19 protein-coding genes and 2 tRNA genes are annotated in these 16,679 nt (G+C 61.9%); 7 read left to right on the top strand and 14 right to left on the bottom strand.

Annotated elements, in window-relative coordinates; genetic code table 11:
• Window positions 1-30: 30 nt before the first annotated feature.
• Together AB7M33_RS18630 and AB7M33_RS18625 are read right to left on the bottom strand one after the other, a co-directional pair.
• Window positions 31-107 (bottom strand) — tRNA-Val (locus AB7M33_RS18630).
• Window positions 108-355: 248 nt separating this feature from the next.
• Window positions 356-432 (bottom strand) — tRNA-Val (locus AB7M33_RS18625).
• A 201-nt stretch (window positions 433-633) separates the two neighbouring features.
• Here AB7M33_RS18625 and AB7M33_RS18620 point away from each other — a divergent pair.
• Complete coding sequence (locus AB7M33_RS18620) at window positions 634-1,917, top strand: NAD(P)/FAD-dependent oxidoreductase (protein WP_027592660.1); 1,284 nt, start codon at window positions 634-636, stop codon at window positions 1,915-1,917.
• Window positions 1,918-1,979: 62 nt separating this feature from the next.
• On the opposite strand, the gene AB7M33_RS18615 is transcribed toward AB7M33_RS18620, so the two are convergent.
• Complete coding sequence (locus AB7M33_RS18615) at window positions 1,980-2,723, bottom strand: peptidase C39 family protein (protein ID WP_454243265.1); 744 nt, start codon at window positions 2,721-2,723, stop codon at window positions 1,980-1,982.
• A gap of 166 nt (window positions 2,724-2,889) precedes the next feature.
• Here AB7M33_RS18615 and AB7M33_RS18610 point away from each other — a divergent pair, with 166 nt between their 5' ends.
• Window positions 2,890-3,066, top strand: coding sequence for a hypothetical protein (locus tag AB7M33_RS18610; protein WP_238217316.1), 177 nt, complete (start codon window positions 2,890-2,892; stop codon window positions 3,064-3,066).
• A 128-nt stretch (window positions 3,067-3,194) separates the two neighbouring features.
• Here the strand turns inward: AB7M33_RS18610 and AB7M33_RS18605 are convergent, their stop codons facing one another.
• Window positions 3,195-3,947: a TerC family protein gene (locus AB7M33_RS18605; protein WP_027592662.1), complete on the bottom strand. Its 753-nt coding sequence runs from the start codon at window positions 3,945-3,947 to the stop codon at window positions 3,195-3,197.
• Between the two features lie 28 nt (window positions 3,948-3,975).
• Window positions 3,976-4,215: a hypothetical protein gene (locus AB7M33_RS18600; protein WP_027592663.1), complete on the bottom strand. Its 240-nt coding sequence runs from the start codon at window positions 4,213-4,215 to the stop codon at window positions 3,976-3,978.
• A 134-nt stretch (window positions 4,216-4,349) separates the two neighbouring features.
• Between AB7M33_RS18600 and nhaR the strand changes: the two genes are divergently transcribed.
• The 3 genes from nhaR (at window position 4,350) to AB7M33_RS18585 (ending at window position 7,319) form a co-directional block, all read left to right on the top strand.
• Window positions 4,350-5,243, top strand: coding sequence for a transcriptional activator NhaR (gene nhaR, locus AB7M33_RS18595; protein ID WP_085273080.1), 894 nt, complete (start codon window positions 4,350-4,352; stop codon window positions 5,241-5,243).
• Window positions 5,244-5,325: 82 nt separating this feature from the next.
• Window positions 5,326-6,537 (top strand): serine/threonine transporter SstT, encoded by a 1,212-nt coding sequence (sstT, locus tag AB7M33_RS18590; RefSeq protein WP_099428857.1) that lies wholly within the window; start codon window positions 5,326-5,328, stop codon window positions 6,535-6,537.
• 134 nt (window positions 6,538-6,671) lie between these two features.
• Window positions 6,672-7,319 carry a YceH family protein gene (locus AB7M33_RS18585; protein WP_099428856.1) on the top strand — a complete coding sequence of 216 codons (648 nt, stop codon included), beginning with the start codon at window positions 6,672-6,674 and terminating at the stop codon, window positions 7,317-7,319.
• A 5-nt stretch (window positions 7,320-7,324) separates the two neighbouring features.
• Here AB7M33_RS18585 and AB7M33_RS18580 read toward each other — a convergent pair whose 3' ends face one another.
• The 9 genes from AB7M33_RS18580 to AB7M33_RS18540 form a co-directional block, all read right to left on the bottom strand.
• Window positions 7,325-7,513 carry a hypothetical protein gene (locus tag AB7M33_RS18580; protein WP_027592667.1) on the bottom strand — a complete coding sequence of 63 codons (189 nt, stop codon included), beginning with the start codon at window positions 7,511-7,513 and terminating at the stop codon, window positions 7,325-7,327.
• Between the two features lie 59 nt (window positions 7,514-7,572).
• Window positions 7,573-9,135 carry an alkyl hydroperoxide reductase subunit F gene (ahpF, locus tag AB7M33_RS18575; RefSeq protein ID WP_454243264.1) on the bottom strand — a complete coding sequence of 521 codons (1,563 nt, stop codon included), beginning with the start codon at window positions 9,133-9,135 and terminating at the stop codon, window positions 7,573-7,575.
• Window positions 9,136-9,259: 124 nt separating this feature from the next.
• Complete coding sequence (ahpC, locus tag AB7M33_RS18570) at window positions 9,260-9,823, bottom strand: alkyl hydroperoxide reductase subunit C (protein WP_027592669.1); 564 nt, start codon at window positions 9,821-9,823, stop codon at window positions 9,260-9,262.
• A gap of 284 nt (window positions 9,824-10,107) precedes the next feature.
• Window positions 10,108-11,463 carry a glutathione-disulfide reductase gene (gorA, locus tag AB7M33_RS18565; protein ID WP_265967877.1) on the bottom strand — a complete coding sequence of 452 codons (1,356 nt, stop codon included), beginning with the start codon at window positions 11,461-11,463 and terminating at the stop codon, window positions 10,108-10,110.
• 97 nt (window positions 11,464-11,560) lie between these two features.
• Window positions 11,561-12,400, bottom strand: a complete 840-nt coding sequence (gene galU / locus AB7M33_RS18560) for a UTP--glucose-1-phosphate uridylyltransferase GalU (protein WP_027592671.1) — start codon at window positions 12,398-12,400, stop codon at window positions 11,561-11,563.
• A 47-nt stretch (window positions 12,401-12,447) separates the two neighbouring features.
• On the bottom strand, window positions 12,448-13,809 hold the full coding sequence (locus AB7M33_RS18555) for a UDP-glucose dehydrogenase family protein (RefSeq protein ID WP_454243263.1): 1,362 nt from the start codon (window positions 13,807-13,809) through the stop codon (window positions 12,448-12,450).
• A 126-nt stretch (window positions 13,810-13,935) separates the two neighbouring features.
• Window positions 13,936-14,850 carry a c-type cytochrome gene (locus AB7M33_RS18550; RefSeq protein WP_454243262.1) on the bottom strand — a complete coding sequence of 305 codons (915 nt, stop codon included), beginning with the start codon at window positions 14,848-14,850 and terminating at the stop codon, window positions 13,936-13,938.
• The gene (locus AB7M33_RS18545) at window positions 14,847-15,497 is read right to left on the bottom strand and encodes a c-type cytochrome (RefSeq protein ID WP_186681141.1); all 651 of its coding nucleotides are present in this window, start codon (window positions 15,495-15,497) and stop codon (window positions 14,847-14,849) included. The genes AB7M33_RS18550 and AB7M33_RS18545 overlap by 4 nt, the downstream gene beginning before the upstream one ends.
• A 145-nt stretch (window positions 15,498-15,642) precedes the next feature.
• Entirely contained in the window at window positions 15,643-16,002 is a 360-nt protein-coding gene (locus tag AB7M33_RS18540) for a hypothetical protein (protein WP_027592675.1), read from the bottom strand.
• A 160-nt stretch (window positions 16,003-16,162) separates the two neighbouring features.
• Between AB7M33_RS18540 and AB7M33_RS18535 the strand changes: the two genes are divergently transcribed.
• Both AB7M33_RS18535 and AB7M33_RS18530 read left to right on the top strand, forming a co-directional pair.
• Window positions 16,163-16,465 (top strand): DUF1883 domain-containing protein, encoded by a 303-nt coding sequence (locus tag AB7M33_RS18535; protein ID WP_027592676.1) that lies wholly within the window; start codon window positions 16,163-16,165, stop codon window positions 16,463-16,465.
• 7 nt (window positions 16,466-16,472) lie between these two features.
• On the top strand, window positions 16,473-16,643 hold the full coding sequence (locus tag AB7M33_RS18530; protein ID WP_265967880.1) for a hypothetical protein: 171 nt from the start codon (window positions 16,473-16,475) through the stop codon (window positions 16,641-16,643).
• Window positions 16,644-16,679: the final 36 nt, after the last annotated feature.

The following is a 16,679-nucleotide window of genomic DNA, read 5'->3' as shown; positions in this document are numbered from 1 at the left end:
GCGATCTGTGTAGATCGCCCTTTTTCGATTTGGTAGGCACAATTGGACTCGAACCAACGACCCCCACCATGTCAAGGTGGTGCTCTAACCAACTGAGCTATGTGCCTGTCGTGTGGTGCGCATATTAGACATCGAATGCGTACCTGTAAAGCGTTTTTTTCAGAAAAATCAAAAACTTTCAGCTTTGCTGCGCTACCGGGTTTTGTAGGAGCAGCCTTGTGCTGCGAAAGGGCCCGAGTGGTCACCGCAGATCAATGTCAGCGGGATTGGCCTCTTCGCAGCACAAGGCTGCTCCTGCAGTAAAACGCGTGCGCAATAAAAAAGGGTGATCCTTGCGGATCACCCCTTTTCGATTTGGTAGGCACAATTGGACTCGAACCAACGACCCCCACCATGTCAAGGTGGTGCTCTAACCAACTGAGCTATGTGCCTGTCGTGTGGTGCGCATTCTACGCAATCCAAAAACCCTGTCAACACTTTTTTTCGCGCTAACTCACTGAATCTTAACCTCTTTATAGAAAGGCTTCGGCGACAGCCGGGTAAAGGATTTTTAACGGACGACTAGCGGGTGTTTATTATTATTGATAGCATCGCTACATTCGTTAAAAATATAAAACACGAGGTTCCTCGAGCATGGCCAACACCCCCTACCCCCAGTCCTACTACGCCGCCTCGGCTAACCCGGTGCCGCCACGTCCGGCGCTGCAGGGTGAGGTGGAAACCGATGTGTGCATCATCGGCGCCGGCTACACCGGCCTGTCCAGCGCCCTGTTCCTGCTGGAAAACGGTTTCAAGGTCAGCATCGTCGAAGCGGCCAAGGTCGGCTTCGGCGCATCCGGCCGCAACGGTGGCCAGATCGTCAACAGCTATAGCCGTGACATCGACGTGATCGAACGCACCGTCGGCCCCAAGCAGGCACAACTGCTGGGCCAGATGGCGTTCGAAGGTGGCCGCATCATTCGTGAGCGCGTCGCCAAGTACAACATCCAGTGCGACCTTAAAGACGGTGGCGTATTCGCTGCCCTCACCTCCAAGCAGATGGGCCACCTGGAGTCGCAAAAGCGCCTGTGGGAACGTTTTGGCCACAATCAGCTGGAGCTGATGGACCAGAAGCGCATCCGTGAAGTCGTCGCCTGCGACAGCTACATCGGCGGCATGCTGGACATGAGCGGCGGCCACATCCACCCGCTGAACCTGGCCCTGGGCGAAGCTGCCGCGGTCGAATCGCTGGGCGGCATCATTTATGAGCAGACCCCGGCCGTTCGCATCGAGCGTGGCGCCAACCCGGTCGTTCATACCCCACAGGGTAAAGTGCGCGCCAAGTTCATCATCGTCGCCGGTAACGCCTACCTGGGCAACCTGGTGCCAGAACTGGCCTCCAAGTCCATGCCGTGCGGTACTCAGGTGATCACCACCGAGCCCTTGGACGCAGACCTGGCACGTACCCTGCTGCCGCAGGACTACTGTGTCGAAGACTGCAACTACCTGCTCGACTACTACCGACTGACCAGCGACAAGCGCCTGATCTTCGGTGGTGGCGTGGTCTACGGCGCACGCGACCCAGCAAACATCGAGGCGATCATCCGTCCGAAGATGCTCAAGGCCTTCCCGCAGCTGCAGAACGTGAAGATCGACTACGCCTGGACCGGCAACTTCCTGCTGACCCTGTCGCGCCTGCCTCAGGTCGGCCGCATTGGCGACAACATCTATTACTCCCAGGGCTGCTCGGGCCACGGTGTGACCTACACGCACCTGGCAGGCAAGGTGCTGGCCGAGGCGCTGCGTGGTCAGGCCGAACGTTTCGACGCGTTCGCCGGCCTGCCGCACTACCCGTTCCCGGGTGGCCAGATGCTGCGTGTACCGTTCAGCGCCATTGGTGCCTGGTACTACAGCCTGCGCGACCGCCTGGGCTTCTGATCCCTCTGTAACATCGCACCGGCCGCTTTGCGGGTAAGCCCGCGAAGCGGCCGGTGCGCGGCTTACCGCCCCAGGCTGTTCACCGCCTGTTTGGCGGCGACTTCCTGCCCTGCGCGGGCCAGCTCGTCGGCAGCCTGCAACCAGCGTTGCCGGTCAACCTGGGCGGGCAGTTGCCGCGGCGGTTGCAGCAGCACCGCCCAACTCCCCTGCTTGGCCCAGGCCGAGGCAAAGTCATCAAAGGCCATCAGTTGCCGACGGTGCATGCCTGAGCGCAACAGTACGCGTTGCTTGTAGCGGTCATAACCGATCAGCACGGCGTAGCGTGGCTCGCTCCACCAGGCCGAACCCTCCTCGTAACGCAGCAACACCGGGTTGCCCGCCGCCACTTGTGTGAGCAAGGCGTCCAGTTGTTTGTCCAGCGCATACACCACCATGCCATAGTCCCGTGCGACACGGGGGATACTGGTATCCAGCGTTTCGGCGCCTTGAGGCAGGTTCAAAGGTTTGTCCAGCAGCCCGGGCGTGATCGGCGCGCCCTGTTGCGAAAGCAGCGCCGCCAGGGCCATGGCCCCGCTGTGGTTGGCGTTACCCCGGTAGAACGGCACGCTGCTGATTTCGACCCGCTGCGGCAGGCCTTTGAGGCTGGCGGGCGGTGCGCTGGCGCAACCGGCCAGGCTGACTGCCACCAGGCCAGCCAGCAGCAACCGGCGTGGGACTGAAGCCAGCGATTTGAAGGAAACTTGCTCCATGGGCACTCGCTTGTTCCTATGCCAGGCAGGCAGCGCCCGGCTCTGGGCACCGATCATAGGGCCCACAGGTGCGCGGGTATAGTCCGACACCGGCTTGTAGCGAATCGGCCTCAGCAATAGACCTAAGGTCAATGGAACGTCACAAGGGGCAGGCTAGACTAATGAAGTGTCTGTAAGGCGAGCCCTGGCTGACAGCGCGCTGGCCCGAGAGAAGGAGGCACACATGAGCCTGACCCTGGCAATCCTCATGCTGGTAGGTATGTGGCTGAGCGTCGCAGCCGCCATGCTGTGGGGTGTACTGCGTATCGTACGGCGTCATTCCCATCATCACCTGCCACCGCAGGGTGTGGCCGAACCTCAGGCTGTGCGCCGGGCGCGGCGGCAGGTTGAGGCACATTAAACGCACGTATTTGATGTATACCTGTGGGAGCGGGCGTGACCCGCGAATGGGGCCACGCGGTGGTTGGCACCGGCTTCGCCGGTGTTCGCGGGGCAAGCCCGCTCCCACATGGCCCCGCTGTTTCTAGATCAACCCTCAGCCGCTTCGCGCTTCATCCGCGCCCGACGGGCCATGATGTTGAGGATCTCGATCAAGGTCGAGAACGCCATCGCCGCATACACATACCCTTTCGGCACGTGAGCGCCCATGCCTTCGGCAATCAGGGTCATGCCGATCATGATCAGGAAGCCCAAGGCCAGCATCACCACGGTCGGGTTGTCATTGATGAACTTGGCCAGCGGGTCGGCCGCCACCAACATCACGATCACAGCAGCGATCACGGCAATGATCATGATCGGCAGGTGTTCGGTCATGCCCACGGCGGTAATGATGCTGTCGATCGAGAAGACGATATCCAGCAACAGGATCTGGCCAATGGCCGCAGCGAAGCCCAAGGTGATGGTGGAACCGGCCTTGGATTCTTCCTTGGCGCCGTGCGGGTCGACGTTCTCGTGAATTTCCTTGGTCGCCTTCCACAGCAGGAACAGGCCACCCGCGATCAGGATCATGTCCTTCCACGAGAAACTATGGCCGAACACATCGACCACAGGCTCGGTCAGCTGGACGATCCAGGCCACGGTGCTGAGCAGCGCCAGGCGCATGACCAAGGCCATGCTGATACCAATGCGCCGCGCCTTGGAGCGGTACTCCAGGGGCAGTTTGTTGGTGAGGATGGAGATGAAGATCAGGTTGTCGATACCCAGCACGATCTCCATGGCCACCAGCGTGGCGAGGGCGACCCAGGCGGTCGGGCTTGCGGCGAGTTCCAGCAAATATTCCATTTAATCAATCCTGCATCGGGTCTTGGGGTCAGATGTCCTGGGTCTTTTCTTGCTTTTCAACGTCTTTTGGCGGCTGGCCTTCGCTGCCGATGGCATCGCTCAGGGCCTGCTGCGCCGCTTCGTTGGTCTTGTCGATGGCCTGCTTGGCCGACTGGGCGGCCTGGTCGAGCATCTGCTGGGCGGATTTCTCGGCCTGATCGCAGCCGGCCAGGGTGAACAGGGCCAGGGCCAACACCAAAGGCGTGCCAATGGATTTAAGCTGCAACATGGGTTCCTCGCTTGTCGATATTCCGGCGGCGCACGCAGCGCCTGATGGAGTCGCATTCTAAAGAGGCCAATACATCAGGAAAATTCGTATTTTCAGCGGTTATACTTCGGTTTTTACGAATCGAGAAAAACCTGATGCTCAACTACCGCCAATTGCACTACTTCTGGGCCGTGGCCAAGACCGGCAGCATTGCGCGGGCCAGTGAGCAATTGAACCTGACCCCCCAGACCATCAGCGGGCAGATCAGCCTGTTCGAGCAGACCTATGGCCTGGAGCTATTTCAACGGGTCGGGCGGCAACTGGAGTTGACCGAGACCGGCCGCCAGACGCTGGTGTATGCCGAGCAGATGTTCCAGATCGGCGGCGAGCTCGAAGCCCTGCTGCGTGCCGGCCCACAGGAACAGATCCTGTTCCGTGTGGGCGTGGCCGACGTGGTCCCCAAATCCATCGTCTATCGCCTGCTGGCGCCGACCATGGAGCTGGACGAGGTGCTGCGCATCAACTGCCGCGAAGACAAGCTCGAGCGGCTGCTGGCAGACCTGGCGATCCAGCGCCTGGACCTGGTCATCTCCGACAGCCCGATGCCCAGCCACCTAGACATCAAGGGCTACAGCCAGAAGCTGGGCGAGTGCGGCCTGAGTTTCTTCGCCACCCAGGCCTTGGCACAACGCCATGCCGGCCCCTTCCCGGCCTGCCTGCAAGATGCGCCGCTGTTGATTCCAGGCCAGGAAACCGTGGTGCGCAGCCGCTTGCTCCGTTGGCTGGGCGAGCAACAGGTGCAGCCGCGCATCGTTGGCGAGTTCGACGACAGCGCCTTGATGCAGGCATTCGGGCAATCGGGCAGCGGCATTTTCGTCGCGCCCAGCGTCATCGCCGAGGAGGTGTGCCGCCAGTATGGCGTGCAGTTGATCGGGCAGACCGAGGCGGTGCATGAGTCGTTCTATGCCATCTCAGTGGAGCGCAAGGTCAAGCACCCGGGCATCGTGGCCATTACCGAGGGGGCGCGGCGGGAGCTGTTCCACTGGTAATTTTTCCCACTTCATTGCCGGCAAGCCCTACAGCGGTCTGTGGTAAAGTCCCGCCCTTTCAAAAACCGAGACTGCGCTGCACATGACCCCTGTCTTCCGCCTCCTCAACCGCACCAGCCTGGTGACGCAGATCGTCATCGGCCTGCTCGCGGGCATCGCCCTGGCACTGCTGGCGCCCGACGTCGCCCGCAACCTGGCCTTCCTCGGCAAGGTGTTCGTCAGCGCCCTCAAGGCCGTGGCGCCGATCCTGGTGTTCATCCTGGTCATGGCCTCGATCGCCAACCACCGCCATGGCCAGGAAACCCACATCCGCCCGATCCTGTGGCTGTACCTGCTGGGTACCTTTGCCGCAGCCGTGGTGGCCGTGGTCGCCAGCATGCTGTTCCCATCGCACCTGGCACTGAGCGCCGGCGACGCCGCCCTGAGTGCGCCGGGCGGCATCACGGAAGTGCTGCAGAACCTGCTGCTGAGCGCCGTCGACAACCCGGTCAACGCCTTGCTCAACGCTAACTTCATCGGCGTGCTGACCTGGGCGATCGGCCTGGGCGTGGCGCTGCGCCATGCCGGCGAAACCACCCGCACTGTGGTCGAGGACCTGTCCAACGGCGTGACCCTGATCGTGCGCGTGGTCATCCGCTTCGCCCCGCTGGGCATCTTCGGCCTGGTCAGCGCGACCCTGGCACAGTCGGGCTTGAGCGCCCTGCTCGGCTACTTGCACCTGCTGGCCGTGCTGATTGGCTGCATGCTGTTCGTGGCCCTGGTGATGAACCCGCTGATCGTGTTCTGGAAGATTCGCCGCAACCCGTACCCACTGACGTTGTTGTGCCTGCGCGAAAGCGGTATCACGGCGTTCTTCACCCGCAGCTCGGCCGCCAACATTCCGGTCAACCTGGCACTGTCGGAGCGCCTTGGCCTGCATGAAGACACCTATTCGGTGTCGATCCCCCTGGGCGCGACCATCAATATGGCCGGCGCCGCGATCACCATCACCGTGCTGACCCTGGCGGCCGTGCACACCCTGGGTATCCCGGTCGACTTACCGACTGCGGTGTTGCTGAGTGTGGTGGCAGCGGTCTGCGCGTGCGGCGCTTCGGGCGTGGCTGGTGGTTCGCTGCTGTTGATTCCGCTGGCTTGCAGCCTGTTTGGCATCCCCAGCGAGATCGCCATGCAGGTGGTTGCCGTGGGCTTCATCATTGGCGTGCTGCAGGATTCGGCCGAGACTGCGCTGAATTCATCGACCGACGTGCTGTTCACGGCAGCGGCGTGCCAGGCAGAAGAGCGGCGCGGGGCTTAAGCGTGTTGGGGCCGCTTTGCGGCCCTTTCGACCAGCCCGGAGCCCCGGCAAGGCCGTTCAACAAGCGCTGCCAATTGCCTAATGCAGCGGCTTTACCTACGCTAGTGGCCTTTTCCTCGCAATGAGACTGGGCCATGTCAGAACACGAAACCGCAGGTGAAGGCCGTTTCAACAGCACCGAGATCCGCATTCTCGGCTCGCTGATCGAAAAACAGGCCACCAGCCCGGAAAGCTACCCACTGACCCTCAATGCCCTGGTCCTGGCCTGTAACCAGAAGACCAGCCGCGAGCCGGTGATGAACCTCACCCAAGGCCAGGTCGGCCAGGCCTTGCGCGCACTTGAAGGCCAGGGCATGACACGCTTGCAGATGGGCAGCCGCGCCGACCGCTGGGAGCAACGCGTGGACAAGGCCCTGGAGCTGGTGCCGGCGCAGCTGGTGCTGATGGGCCTGATGTTCCTGCGCGGGCCGCAAACCCTCAACGAGCTGCTCAGCCGCAGCAACCGCCTGCACGACTTCGACGACACTGAACAAATCCAGCACCAGCTGGAGCGCCTGATTTCACGGAATTTGGCTTTGCACCTGCCGCGCCAGGCAGGCCAACGCGAAGACCGCTATACCCATGCGCTGGGTGACCCGGCAGAAATTGAGGCGATTTTGGCCGCGCGCCAGCAGGAAGGGGGCGCCCGCAGCAGTGGCGGCAGTGTTTCGGAGGAGCGCATAGAGGCCTTGGAAGCCCGGATTGCAGCACTGGAGGCGCGCCTGGCCGAGCTCGAAGGCTAAGCCCTTCAGTGCTCGGGGTCGGGGAAGTTGCGGCAGCTTTTGCGCTCGGCCAGTTCTTTATCGCTGGGGCGCTGGTCGACGAACACAGTGCGGCCGTCGGCGTAGATTTCCAGATAGCCCCAGTGCAGGTCCTGCTCCTTTTGCCCGGGCTTGGGTGGCACTAGCCACCAGGGTTCGCGGCTGATCAGGGTCATGGGTGAGATTCCTGAGGGTGTCTGGGGTAATCATAGACACCCTCAGGCTTGCGCTTGGCTTACGCCGGCGCCGAGGTGCGGATCAGGTGATCGAAGGCTGCCAGCGAAGCCTTGGCGCCCTCGCCTACTGCGATGACGATCTGCTTGTACGGCACTGTGGTCACGTCACCGGCGGCAAACACGCCTGGGATGTTGGTCGCGCCCTTGGCATCGACAATGATCTCGCCACGCGGCGACAGCTCGACCGTACCTTTCAGCCAGTCAGTGTTCGGCAGCAGACCGATCTGTACGAAGATGCCCTCCAGCGCCAGGTCATGCAGCTCATCGGTGGTGCGATCCTTGTAGCGCAAACCGGACACTTTCTCACCATTGCCCAGCACTTCGGTGGTCAGCGCACTGGTGATCACCTTCACGTTCGGCAAGCTGTGCAGCTTGCGTTGCAACACGGCGTCAGCACGCAGTTGGCTGTCGAACTCGATCAGCGTCACCTGGGCGACAATGCCGGCCAGGTCGATGGCCGCTTCCACACCAGAGTTGCCGCCGCCGATCACCGCCACACGCTTGCCCTTGAACAGCGGGCCGTCACAGTGCGGGCAGTAGGCCACGCCGCGACCGCGGTATTCCTGTTCACCCGGCACGTTCATTTCGCGCCAGCGGGCACCGGTGGCCAGGATCACGGTCTTGGCCTTGAGCGAGGCACCACCGGCCAGGCGTACTTCGTGCAGGCCGCCGTCGGTGGCAGGGATCAACGCCTCGCCGCGCTGCAGGTTCATGATGTCGACGTCGTACTGCTTGACGTGTTCTTCCAGCGCGGTGGCCAGCTTCGGCCCTTCGGTTTCCTGCACTGAAACGAAGTTTTCGATGGCCAGGGTGTCGAGCACCTGCCCACCAAAGCGCTCGGCGGCAACACCGGTGCGGATGCCTTTACGCGCGGCATAGATCGCCGCCGCGGCGCCAGCAGGGCCACCACCGACTACCAATACGTCGAATGCGTCCTTGGCGTTGATCTTCTCGGCCTGGCGGGTGCCGGCACTGGTGTCGATCTTGCCCAGAATCTCTTCCAGGCCCATGCGGCCCTGGCCAAACACTTCGCCGTTCAGGTAAACGCTCGGCACCGCCATGATCTTGCGCGCTTCGACTTCGTCCTGGAACAGCGCGCCATCAATGGCCACATGGCGCACGTTGGGGTTGAGCACCGCCATCAGGTTCAGCGCCTGGACCACGTCCGGGCAGTTCTGGCACGACAGCGAGAAGTAGGTTTCGAAGGTGAATTCGCCTTGCAGCCCTTGGATCTGCTCGATCACGTCGGCGCTGGCCTTGGACGGGTGGCCGCCGACTTGCAGCAGCGCCAGCACCAGGGAGGTGAATTCGTGGCCCATGGGGATGCCGGCGAAACGCAGGCTGATGTCAGCCCCCGGGCGGTTGAGCGAGAACGAAGGACGACGGGCGTCGCTTCCGTCCGCGCGCAGGGTAATCAGGTTCGACAGGCCGGCGATTTCCACCAGCAGGTCGTGCAATTCGCGGGACTTCGCGCCGTCGTCGAGGGAGGCAACGATCTCGATCGGCTGGGTGACCCGCTCCAGGTAGGTTTTCAGTTGCGATTTAAGCGTGGCGTCCAACATACGGGCGATTCCTTTTTCAATCTTCAGATACAAAAACGCCCAGGCAGTAGCGCCCGGGCGTTTGGCGGGGCGGTAGGTACTTCAGCTTTGGCGGCTGCTTACCGCCCGCGACTGGCGCACGACCTTAGATCTTGCCAACCAGGTCCAGCGACGGTGCCAGGGTGGCTTCGCCTTCTTTCCACTTGGCCGGGCAGACTTCGCCTGGGTGAGCGGCAACGTACTGGGCAGCCTTGACCTTGCGCAGCAGCTCGCTGGCGTCACGGCCTACACCACCGTCGTTGAGTTCGACGATCTTGATTTGGCCTTCTGGGTTGATCACGAAGGTACCGCGATCGGCCAGGCCGGCTTCTTCGATCAGTACGTCGAAGTTGCGCGAGATGATGTGAGTCGGGTCACCGATCAGCGGGTATTCGATCTTGCCGATGGTGTCCGAAGTGTCGTGCCAGGCTTTGTGGGTGAAGTGGGTGTCGGTGGACACGCCGTAGATCTCGACGCCCAGCTTCTGGAACTCGGCGTAGTTGTCAGCGAGGTCACCCAGTTCGGTTGGGCAGACGAAGGTGAAGTCGGCCGGGTAGAAGAACACGACAGACCACTTGCCTTTCAGGTCGGCTTCGCTGACCTGGACGAACTCGCCTTTGTGGTAGGCAGTGGCGTTGAACGGTTTGACTTGGCTGTTGATGATAGGCATGAGAGACGCTCCTTCATGGGGTTGGAATCAGTTGATGGAGAGAATCCTAACCGTTCATCCCATTGAAGGCTCATTGGCAAAGCTGATGCTGGTGATTGGTTTTGGCTATAACCAAGGTTTATTAATAGAAGAGATTGCGCTGAACAACGCAGCTGCTGCTTGTGCAGCAGAACCCTGTGGGAGCGGGTTTACCCGCGAACACCGGCAAAGCCGGTGCCATACACCGCGTTGTATTCTTCGCGGGTAAACCCGCTCCCACAGGGTGGTGTCGTCACACGCGATTATCAGCGGGTAACGGTACGCATGGTCACGAACTCTTCGGCCGCCGTCGGGTGCACACCGATGGTCTCGTCGAACTGCTGCTTGGTCGCCCCGGCCTTCAGCGCAATCCCCAGGCCCTGGACGATCTCACCGGCATCCGGCCCAACCATGTGGCAACCCAGGACCTTGTCGGTCTCGGCATCGACCACCAGCTTCATCAGGGTCTTTTCCTGGATGTCGGTAAGGGTCAGCTTCATGGCTCGGAAACGGCTCTCGAAAATCTGCACCTTATGCCCGGCTTCCAGCGCCTGCTCTTCGGTCAGGCCGACGGTACCGATCGGCGGCTGGCTGAACACTGCGGTGGGGATGTTCTGGTAGTCCACCGGGCGGTACTGCTCGGGCTTGAACAACCGCCGTGCAACGGCCATGCCCTCGGCCAGGGCCACGGGGGTAAGCTGCACCCGGCCGATCACATCGCCGATGGCGAGGATCGATGGCGCGGTGGTCTGGTACTGGTCGTCGACGCGAATGTAGCCGCGGGCATCCAGCTCGACGCCGGTGTTTTCCAGGCCCAGGTTGTCCAGCATCGGCCGGCGACCGGTGGCGTAGAACACGCAGTCGGCAACCAGCTCGCGGCCGTCCTTGAGGGTGGCCTTGAGGCTGCCGTCATCCAGCTTGTCGATACGCTGGATGTCCGCATTGAACTGCAGATCGAGGCCGCGTTTTTCCAGCTCTTCTTTCAGGTGCGTGCGCACCGAGCCGTCGAAGCCACGCAGGAACAGGTCGCCGCGGTACAGCAAGGTGGTGGCGGCACCCAGGCCCTGGAAGATGCCGGCAAACTCGACGGCAATGTAGCCACCGCCCACCACCAACACACGGCGTGGCAGTGCCTTGAGGTAGAACGCCTCGTTGGAGGTGATGGCCAGTTCCTTGCCTGGGATGTCTGGCACCTGCGGCCAGCCACCAGTGGCGATGAGGATGTGCTCGGCCGTGTAGCGCTGGCCGTCGACGTCCACTTCGTTGGCGCCGGTGAGCCGTGCATGGCCTTGCAACAAGGTCACCCCGCTGTTGACCAGCAGGTTGCGGTAGATGCCGTTGAGGCGCTCGATTTCCCGGTTCTTGTTGGCAATCAAGGTGCCCCAGTCGAAATGCCCTTCTTCCAGGGTCCAGCCGAAGCCTGCGGCTTGTTCCAGCTCGTCAGCGACGTGCGCGCCATACACCAGCAGCTTTTTCGGCACGCAGCCGACGTTGACGCAGGTACCGCCCAGGTAGCGGCTCTCGGCCACTGCCACTTTCGCGCCAAAGCCCGCGGCAAAGCGCGCAGCGCGCACACCGCCGGACCCGGCACCAATCACGAACAGATCAAAATCGTAGGCCATTTATTCAGTCTCCTAGGCTGGCGCCCAGCATACCGCCGTTGGCCGCCGCAAACAAAAAAGCCACCCCGAAGGGTGGCTCTCAGACCTGCCAGGCTTATCAGTAAGCCTTGCCCGTCTTGTAGTAGTTCTCGAAGCAGAAGTTGGTCGCGTCGATGTAGCCTTCGGCGCCACCGCAGTCGAAACGCTTGCCCTTGAACTTGTAGGCGATCACGCAGCCATCTTTGGCCTGCTGCAGCAGGGCGTCGGTGATCTGGATTTCACCGCCTTTGCCCGGCTTGGTGTTGGCGATGATATCGAAGATATCCGGGGTCAGGATGTAGCGACCAATGATCGCCAGGTTCGATGGCGCGTCCTCAGGGGCCGGTTTTTCGACCATGTCGGTGACGCGGAAGATGTCATCGCGGATCATCTCGCCGGCGATCACACCGTACTTGTTGGTTTCCTGCGGGTCGACTTCCTGGATGGCAACGATCGAGCAGCGGTACTGCTTGTACAGTTTGACCATCTGGGTCAGAACACCGTCACCTTCCGGGTTGACGCACAGGTCGTCGGCCAGGACGACGGCGAACGGTTCGTCGCCGATCAGCGGGCGGCCGGTGAGGATCGCGTGGCCCAGGCCCTTCATTTCGGTCTGACGGGTGTAGGAGAAAGAGCACTCGTTGAGCAGACGACGGATGCCGACCAGGTATTTTTCCTTGTCGGTGCCCTTGATCTGGTTTTCCAGCTCGTAGCTGATGTCGAAGTGGTCTTCCAAGGCACGCTTGCCACGGCCAGTCACGATGGAGATCTCGTTCAGCCCGGCATCCAGCGCTTCCTCAACGCCATACTGGATCAGCGGCTTGTTGACCACCGGCAGCATTTCCTTGGGCATGGCTTTGGTAGCGGGCAGGAAGCGGGTGCCGTAGCCGGCGGCCGGGAACAAGCATTTTTTGATCATATACGTCCTTAACGAAGGCTAGGCCTGTGGAATTCGGCGCAGTCTAATCAGGCGGCAGTCACCTTACAATGCCCCACCTGAGGCCGACCGATGCCATGATAGAGATAACCCAGTGTAGATAGTTCCTGAGCATCGTAAATATTGCGACCATCGAATACCACTGGCATGCGCATAAGCCCCCGCACCCGTAGGAAATCCGGCTGCCTGAATTGCTTCCATTCGGTCACCAGTACCAGGGCGTCCGCGCCTTCGACGCAGGCGTAAGGGTCTTCGCTCAGGCGCAGTTGGCCAGTGGCCAAGGCGTGCGGGTAGCGCCCTGCCATGCCGCCCAGCGCCACCGGGTCGCAGGCCTGTACCCGCGCACCGGCCGCCAGCAAGGCGTCGATCAGTACCAGGCTGGGCGCCTCGCGCAGGTCGTCGGTACCGGGTTTGAAGGCCAACCCCCACAGCGCGACGCTACGCCCACGCATGAAGCCGCCAAAATGCTGGTGCAGCGCCTTGAACAGCAAGGTCTTCTGCGCTTCGTTACGGGCTTGCACTGCCTGCAGGATACCCGCCGGGTAGCCAAGCTGCTCGGCGGTGCGGATCAGCGCCCGGACATCCTTGGGGAAGCATGAGCCGCCATAGCCACACCCGGCATAGATGAAATGGCTGCCGATGCGCCGGTCGCTGCCAATGCCTCGTCGCACCTGCTCGATATCCACGTCCAGCTGCGCGCAAAGCCCGGCCAGCTCGTTGATGAAGGAGATCTTGGTGGCCAGAAAGGCATTGGCGGCGTATTTGCTGAATTCGGCGGCGCGCGGCGCCATCAACAGGATGCGTTCACGGTTACGCACAAACGGCGCATACAGCCTCTGCAGGCACTGGCTGGCGGCTGCGCTGTCGGTGCCGATGAGGATGCGGTCCGGGCGCATGAAGTCTTCCAGGGCGCTACCCTCCTTGAGAAACTCGGGGTTGCTCGCCACCTCGACAACAAAGGCTGCGCCACGCTCGCGCAGGCCAAGCGCAATGTGCCGGGCTACGCGTTCCGCGGTGCCTACGGGAACAGTCGACTTGTTCACCACCAGGCACGGGTGGGTCAGGTGTCGCCCCAAGCTGTCGGCCACGGCCAGCACATGCTGCAGGTCGGCTGAGCCGTCTTCCTGGCTCGGTGTGCCCACTGCGATGAACACCACCTCGGCGGCGGCCAGGGCTTGCTGCCAGTCATCGCTGAAGGCCAGCCGGCCCGCCTGCATGGCGCTGTGCAACAGCGCCTGCAGGCCTGGCTCGTGGATCGGGCAGTGGCCTTGGCGCAGTTGCATCAGGCGCTGCGGGTCGCGTTCCAGGCAGACCACGCGATTGCCCATTTCGGCAAAACAGGCCGCCGTCACCAAACCAACATACCCCGCCCCGATCACACAGAGTTCCATGGCCGCGCTCCTTGAGGATGATGGCGGCCATTGCAACCCGGCAGTGGTTGCAGGGCGGTGACGGGTAGATGACAAAAACGGTTGTTGCCTGTGCTGGCCCGCGAAGAGGCCAGCACAGCAACCCTATCAGCTACCGGTTCCCTGACCGATCAGCACCCCCTCGACCTTCTGCCCATACAGGTTCACCCCGTCATTGGCATGAAACTTCAGCCGCGTCTTCTCGATAGAGCCCTCCACCAACCGCGGGTCCTGCGGCCGCTCATGGCGGTTGATCCATGCCGCCACATCCCAGGCCTGTTCATCGCTCAGGCTGCCAGGCTTGCCCAGCGGCATGTTGTATTTGATGAAGGACGCCGCCGTGTTGATACGGTGCATCCCAGCACCCCAGTTGTAGGAATCCTTGCCCCACAACGGCGGCATTACATACTCGCCGGCCACCTGCTGCCCTTCGCCATTGTCGCCGTGGCAAATCGCACACTGGTCACGGTAGACCTGCTGGCCACGCTTGAAGTCGTAGCCACCCTTGGGCTGAGGGACATCCGGGTAGCCGCGCCCGGCGATCTCCACGCCTGTCGGCGCCTTGGTCGACAACCAGTAGGCATACACCGACAACGCCGTCATCTGCGGGCTGTCAGCCGCCGGTGGCTTGCCATTCATGCTGAACTGGAAACACCCCTGAATGCGCTCGGCGTAGGTGTTGACCTTGTCGTTTTTCTTGCGATACGCCGGGTACATCGGATACGCACCCCACATCGGCGCAGAGTGGGCCAGGCGCCCCTGATCAAGGTGGCAGTTGCTGCAGTTCATGCCGTTGCCCACGGCTTCGGGCATCAGCCGCCGGGTATCGACAAACAGCGCATGGCCCTGGCGGACCATCTTGCCAAAGGCATTGTCCGGCAACTCGCTCTCGGCTGGCGGCACGAACTGGGGCGCGGCCTGCACGCCCGGCACTTTCAACTGCGACTGGTCTTCCATGGCGATCGGGGCTGCCTGGGCACTGCCCATGGCCAACAGCAGCACGGCTGGAATCATCGGCTTCATGGCGTGACCTCCGGGTGGGCGGGACGGGCGAAGAACGCGGCAATCGCCTTGACCTCGTCATCGGTCATGGCCTTGGCCACGCCGACCATCAGTTGGTTGGGGTCATTGCTGCGGCTGCCGTCGCGCCAGGCATTCAGTTGGGCTACCAGGTAAGCCGCAGGCTGGCCTGCCAGCGGTGGGAAATGCTCACCCACGCCGCTGCCGCCTGGGCCGTGGCATTGCACACACCCCGGAATCTGCCGCCCCCAGTCGCCATACAGTGCCAGGCGCGTGGTGGGGTCATCGGCTATCTGCTGGCGGCGCAGATCGGCTGCTGGCTCAGCCGGGAGGCTGGCCAGGTAGGCACTGACGGCTTTGATTTCGTCGTCGCTCAGGGCCTTGGCAAGCGGTTCCATGACCGGCTGCTTGCGGGTGCCATTGCGCCAATCCTGCAATTGCTTGCTGAGGTAACCGGCCGGCAGGCCGGCCAAGCGAGGGAACCCGGCAGCGGCAATGCCCTTGCCGTCTGGGCCATGGCAACCTATACAGGCCATGGCGGCGGGGTTCGCCCCACCCTGGGTGAAGATCTTCTGGCCATCGGCGGCATGCGCCGTGGGCCAGGCCAGGATCAGCAGGCTGCCGATCACGACTCGACTCAACGGGGTCATCACGAATCTCCATTTCTTTTGTTATAAGCTTAGGCTTAAAAAACATAAGCAAATGGATACTAGACCCGTAGGGCAAGTCGCAACAACGCCAACACCGACCAGGTGACAGCGATTGGCCGTTTAACCGCGCATCAGTTGCGCCAGATCAATGGCCAGAAATGCATTGCGTCGCTGCGGTGCGCACATCACCCAGGCGCAACGGGAAGTTGTTCAACCGTTCATGCAATTTAATGCTGCTGCCGCTGCCACGCGAGTCGATATCGACCAGTGCCGCCGGCCCAGCCCCGGCCGTGAGCTTTTGCGGGACGATCAGGCGCAAGCCATCACCGCGTTGCTCCTCGACCAACGGATCACGGGTATCGGCCAGCTTCTGCTTGACGCAATCGGCGTATTCACGCGGTGTCTTGCCAGACATCACATCCAGCGTTTCGTGCGACTGCTCAAGCTCCGAAACGCTGACACAGCCCCCGAGCCCCAGGAACAACGCCGCCACCATCCACTTCATTTGCAGCACCTCTGCCATCAAGAATCCAGTTCGACCACAGCCAGGCCTGTTTGCTCCCTGCTTTGGCAGAATTATCTACGCCTGGCCATCGAGCGCGGCAGCTTAGCGTGACATCGTGGTATCTTTCGCCTTTGCAGATCCAAACCTTGCGGAGCATCACATGAAATTCGTACACCAGCGCGAGCACCTCAACGAGGACGATATCGTCGTCATCGAGTGCTCCCAGCGCTGCAACATCCGCCTGATGAACGACGCCAACTTCCGCAGCTTCAAAAATGGCGGTCGACACACCTACCATGGTGGTGCCTTCGACAAGTTCCCGGCCAAGATCACCGTTCCAAGTACCGGTTTCTGGAACATCACCCTCGATACCGTGACCACGCGCCCGATCTCGGTAACGCGCAAGCCGACCTTGACCCACAAGATCAAGATCATCCGTCGCTCGTCGTCGAAACTCAGATAAGACCGCCATGACCCAGACCATCAAGTACGTCATCAAATACAAAATCGACGGCGAGCGCCGTTGGGATTTCGCACTCATGAGCGATGCTTCCCAGGAGCAGGCGCTGCAAGCGCTGCGCAAGATCCACGGCGAAGACGCCGAAAAGATCAGCGACATCCAGGTCAGCAAGGCCCTGTAAACGCCCCGCAGGTACTGCCGCACCGATCACGCCGCC

Source organism: Pseudomonas sp. Y3 TE3536 (assembly GCF_053629175.1).
This window is presented reverse-complemented; position numbering and strand designations above follow the sequence as displayed.

What these genes read in the sequence shown, in the direction of transcription:
- AB7M33_RS18620 (WP_027592660.1), top strand. Translation starts at nt 634, where the DNA reads ATGGCCAACACCCCCTACCCCCAGTCCTACTACGCCGCCTCGGCTAAC.
- AB7M33_RS18615 (WP_454243265.1), bottom strand. Translation starts at nt 2,723, where the DNA reads ATGATCGGTGCCCAGAGCCGGGCGCTGCCTGCCTGGCATAGGAACAAG.
- AB7M33_RS18610 (WP_238217316.1), top strand. Translation starts at nt 2,890, where the DNA reads ATGAGCCTGACCCTGGCAATCCTCATGCTGGTAGGTATGTGGCTGAGC.
- AB7M33_RS18605 (WP_027592662.1), bottom strand. Translation starts at nt 3,947, where the DNA reads ATGGAATATTTGCTGGAACTCGCCGCAAGCCCGACCGCCTGGGTCGCC.
- AB7M33_RS18600 (WP_027592663.1), bottom strand. Translation starts at nt 4,215, where the DNA reads ATGTTGCAGCTTAAATCCATTGGCACGCCTTTGGTGTTGGCCCTGGCC.
- nhaR (WP_085273080.1), top strand. Translation starts at nt 4,350, where the DNA reads ATGCTCAACTACCGCCAATTGCACTACTTCTGGGCCGTGGCCAAGACC.
- sstT (WP_099428857.1), top strand. Translation starts at nt 5,326, where the DNA reads ATGACCCCTGTCTTCCGCCTCCTCAACCGCACCAGCCTGGTGACGCAG.
- AB7M33_RS18585 (WP_099428856.1), top strand. Translation starts at nt 6,672, where the DNA reads ATGTCAGAACACGAAACCGCAGGTGAAGGCCGTTTCAACAGCACCGAG.
- AB7M33_RS18580 (WP_027592667.1), bottom strand. Translation starts at nt 7,513, where the DNA reads ATGACCCTGATCAGCCGCGAACCCTGGTGGCTAGTGCCACCCAAGCCC.
- ahpF (WP_454243264.1), bottom strand. Translation starts at nt 9,135, where the DNA reads ATGTTGGACGCCACGCTTAAATCGCAACTGAAAACCTACCTGGAGCGG.
- ahpC (WP_027592669.1), bottom strand. Translation starts at nt 9,823, where the DNA reads ATGCCTATCATCAACAGCCAAGTCAAACCGTTCAACGCCACTGCCTAC.
- gorA (WP_265967877.1), bottom strand. Translation starts at nt 11,463, where the DNA reads ATGGCCTACGATTTTGATCTGTTCGTGATTGGTGCCGGGTCCGGCGGT.
- galU (WP_027592671.1), bottom strand. Translation starts at nt 12,400, where the DNA reads ATGATCAAAAAATGCTTGTTCCCGGCCGCCGGCTACGGCACCCGCTTC.
- AB7M33_RS18555 (WP_454243263.1), bottom strand. Translation starts at nt 13,809, where the DNA reads ATGGAACTCTGTGTGATCGGGGCGGGGTATGTTGGTTTGGTGACGGCG.
- AB7M33_RS18550 (WP_454243262.1), bottom strand. Translation starts at nt 14,850, where the DNA reads ATGAAGCCGATGATTCCAGCCGTGCTGCTGTTGGCCATGGGCAGTGCC.
- AB7M33_RS18545 (WP_186681141.1), bottom strand. Translation starts at nt 15,497, where the DNA reads ATGACCCCGTTGAGTCGAGTCGTGATCGGCAGCCTGCTGATCCTGGCC.
- AB7M33_RS18540 (WP_027592675.1), bottom strand. Translation starts at nt 16,002, where the DNA reads ATGAAGTGGATGGTGGCGGCGTTGTTCCTGGGGCTCGGGGGCTGTGTC.
- AB7M33_RS18535 (WP_027592676.1), top strand. Translation starts at nt 16,163, where the DNA reads ATGAAATTCGTACACCAGCGCGAGCACCTCAACGAGGACGATATCGTC.
- AB7M33_RS18530 (WP_265967880.1), top strand. Translation starts at nt 16,473, where the DNA reads ATGACCCAGACCATCAAGTACGTCATCAAATACAAAATCGACGGCGAG.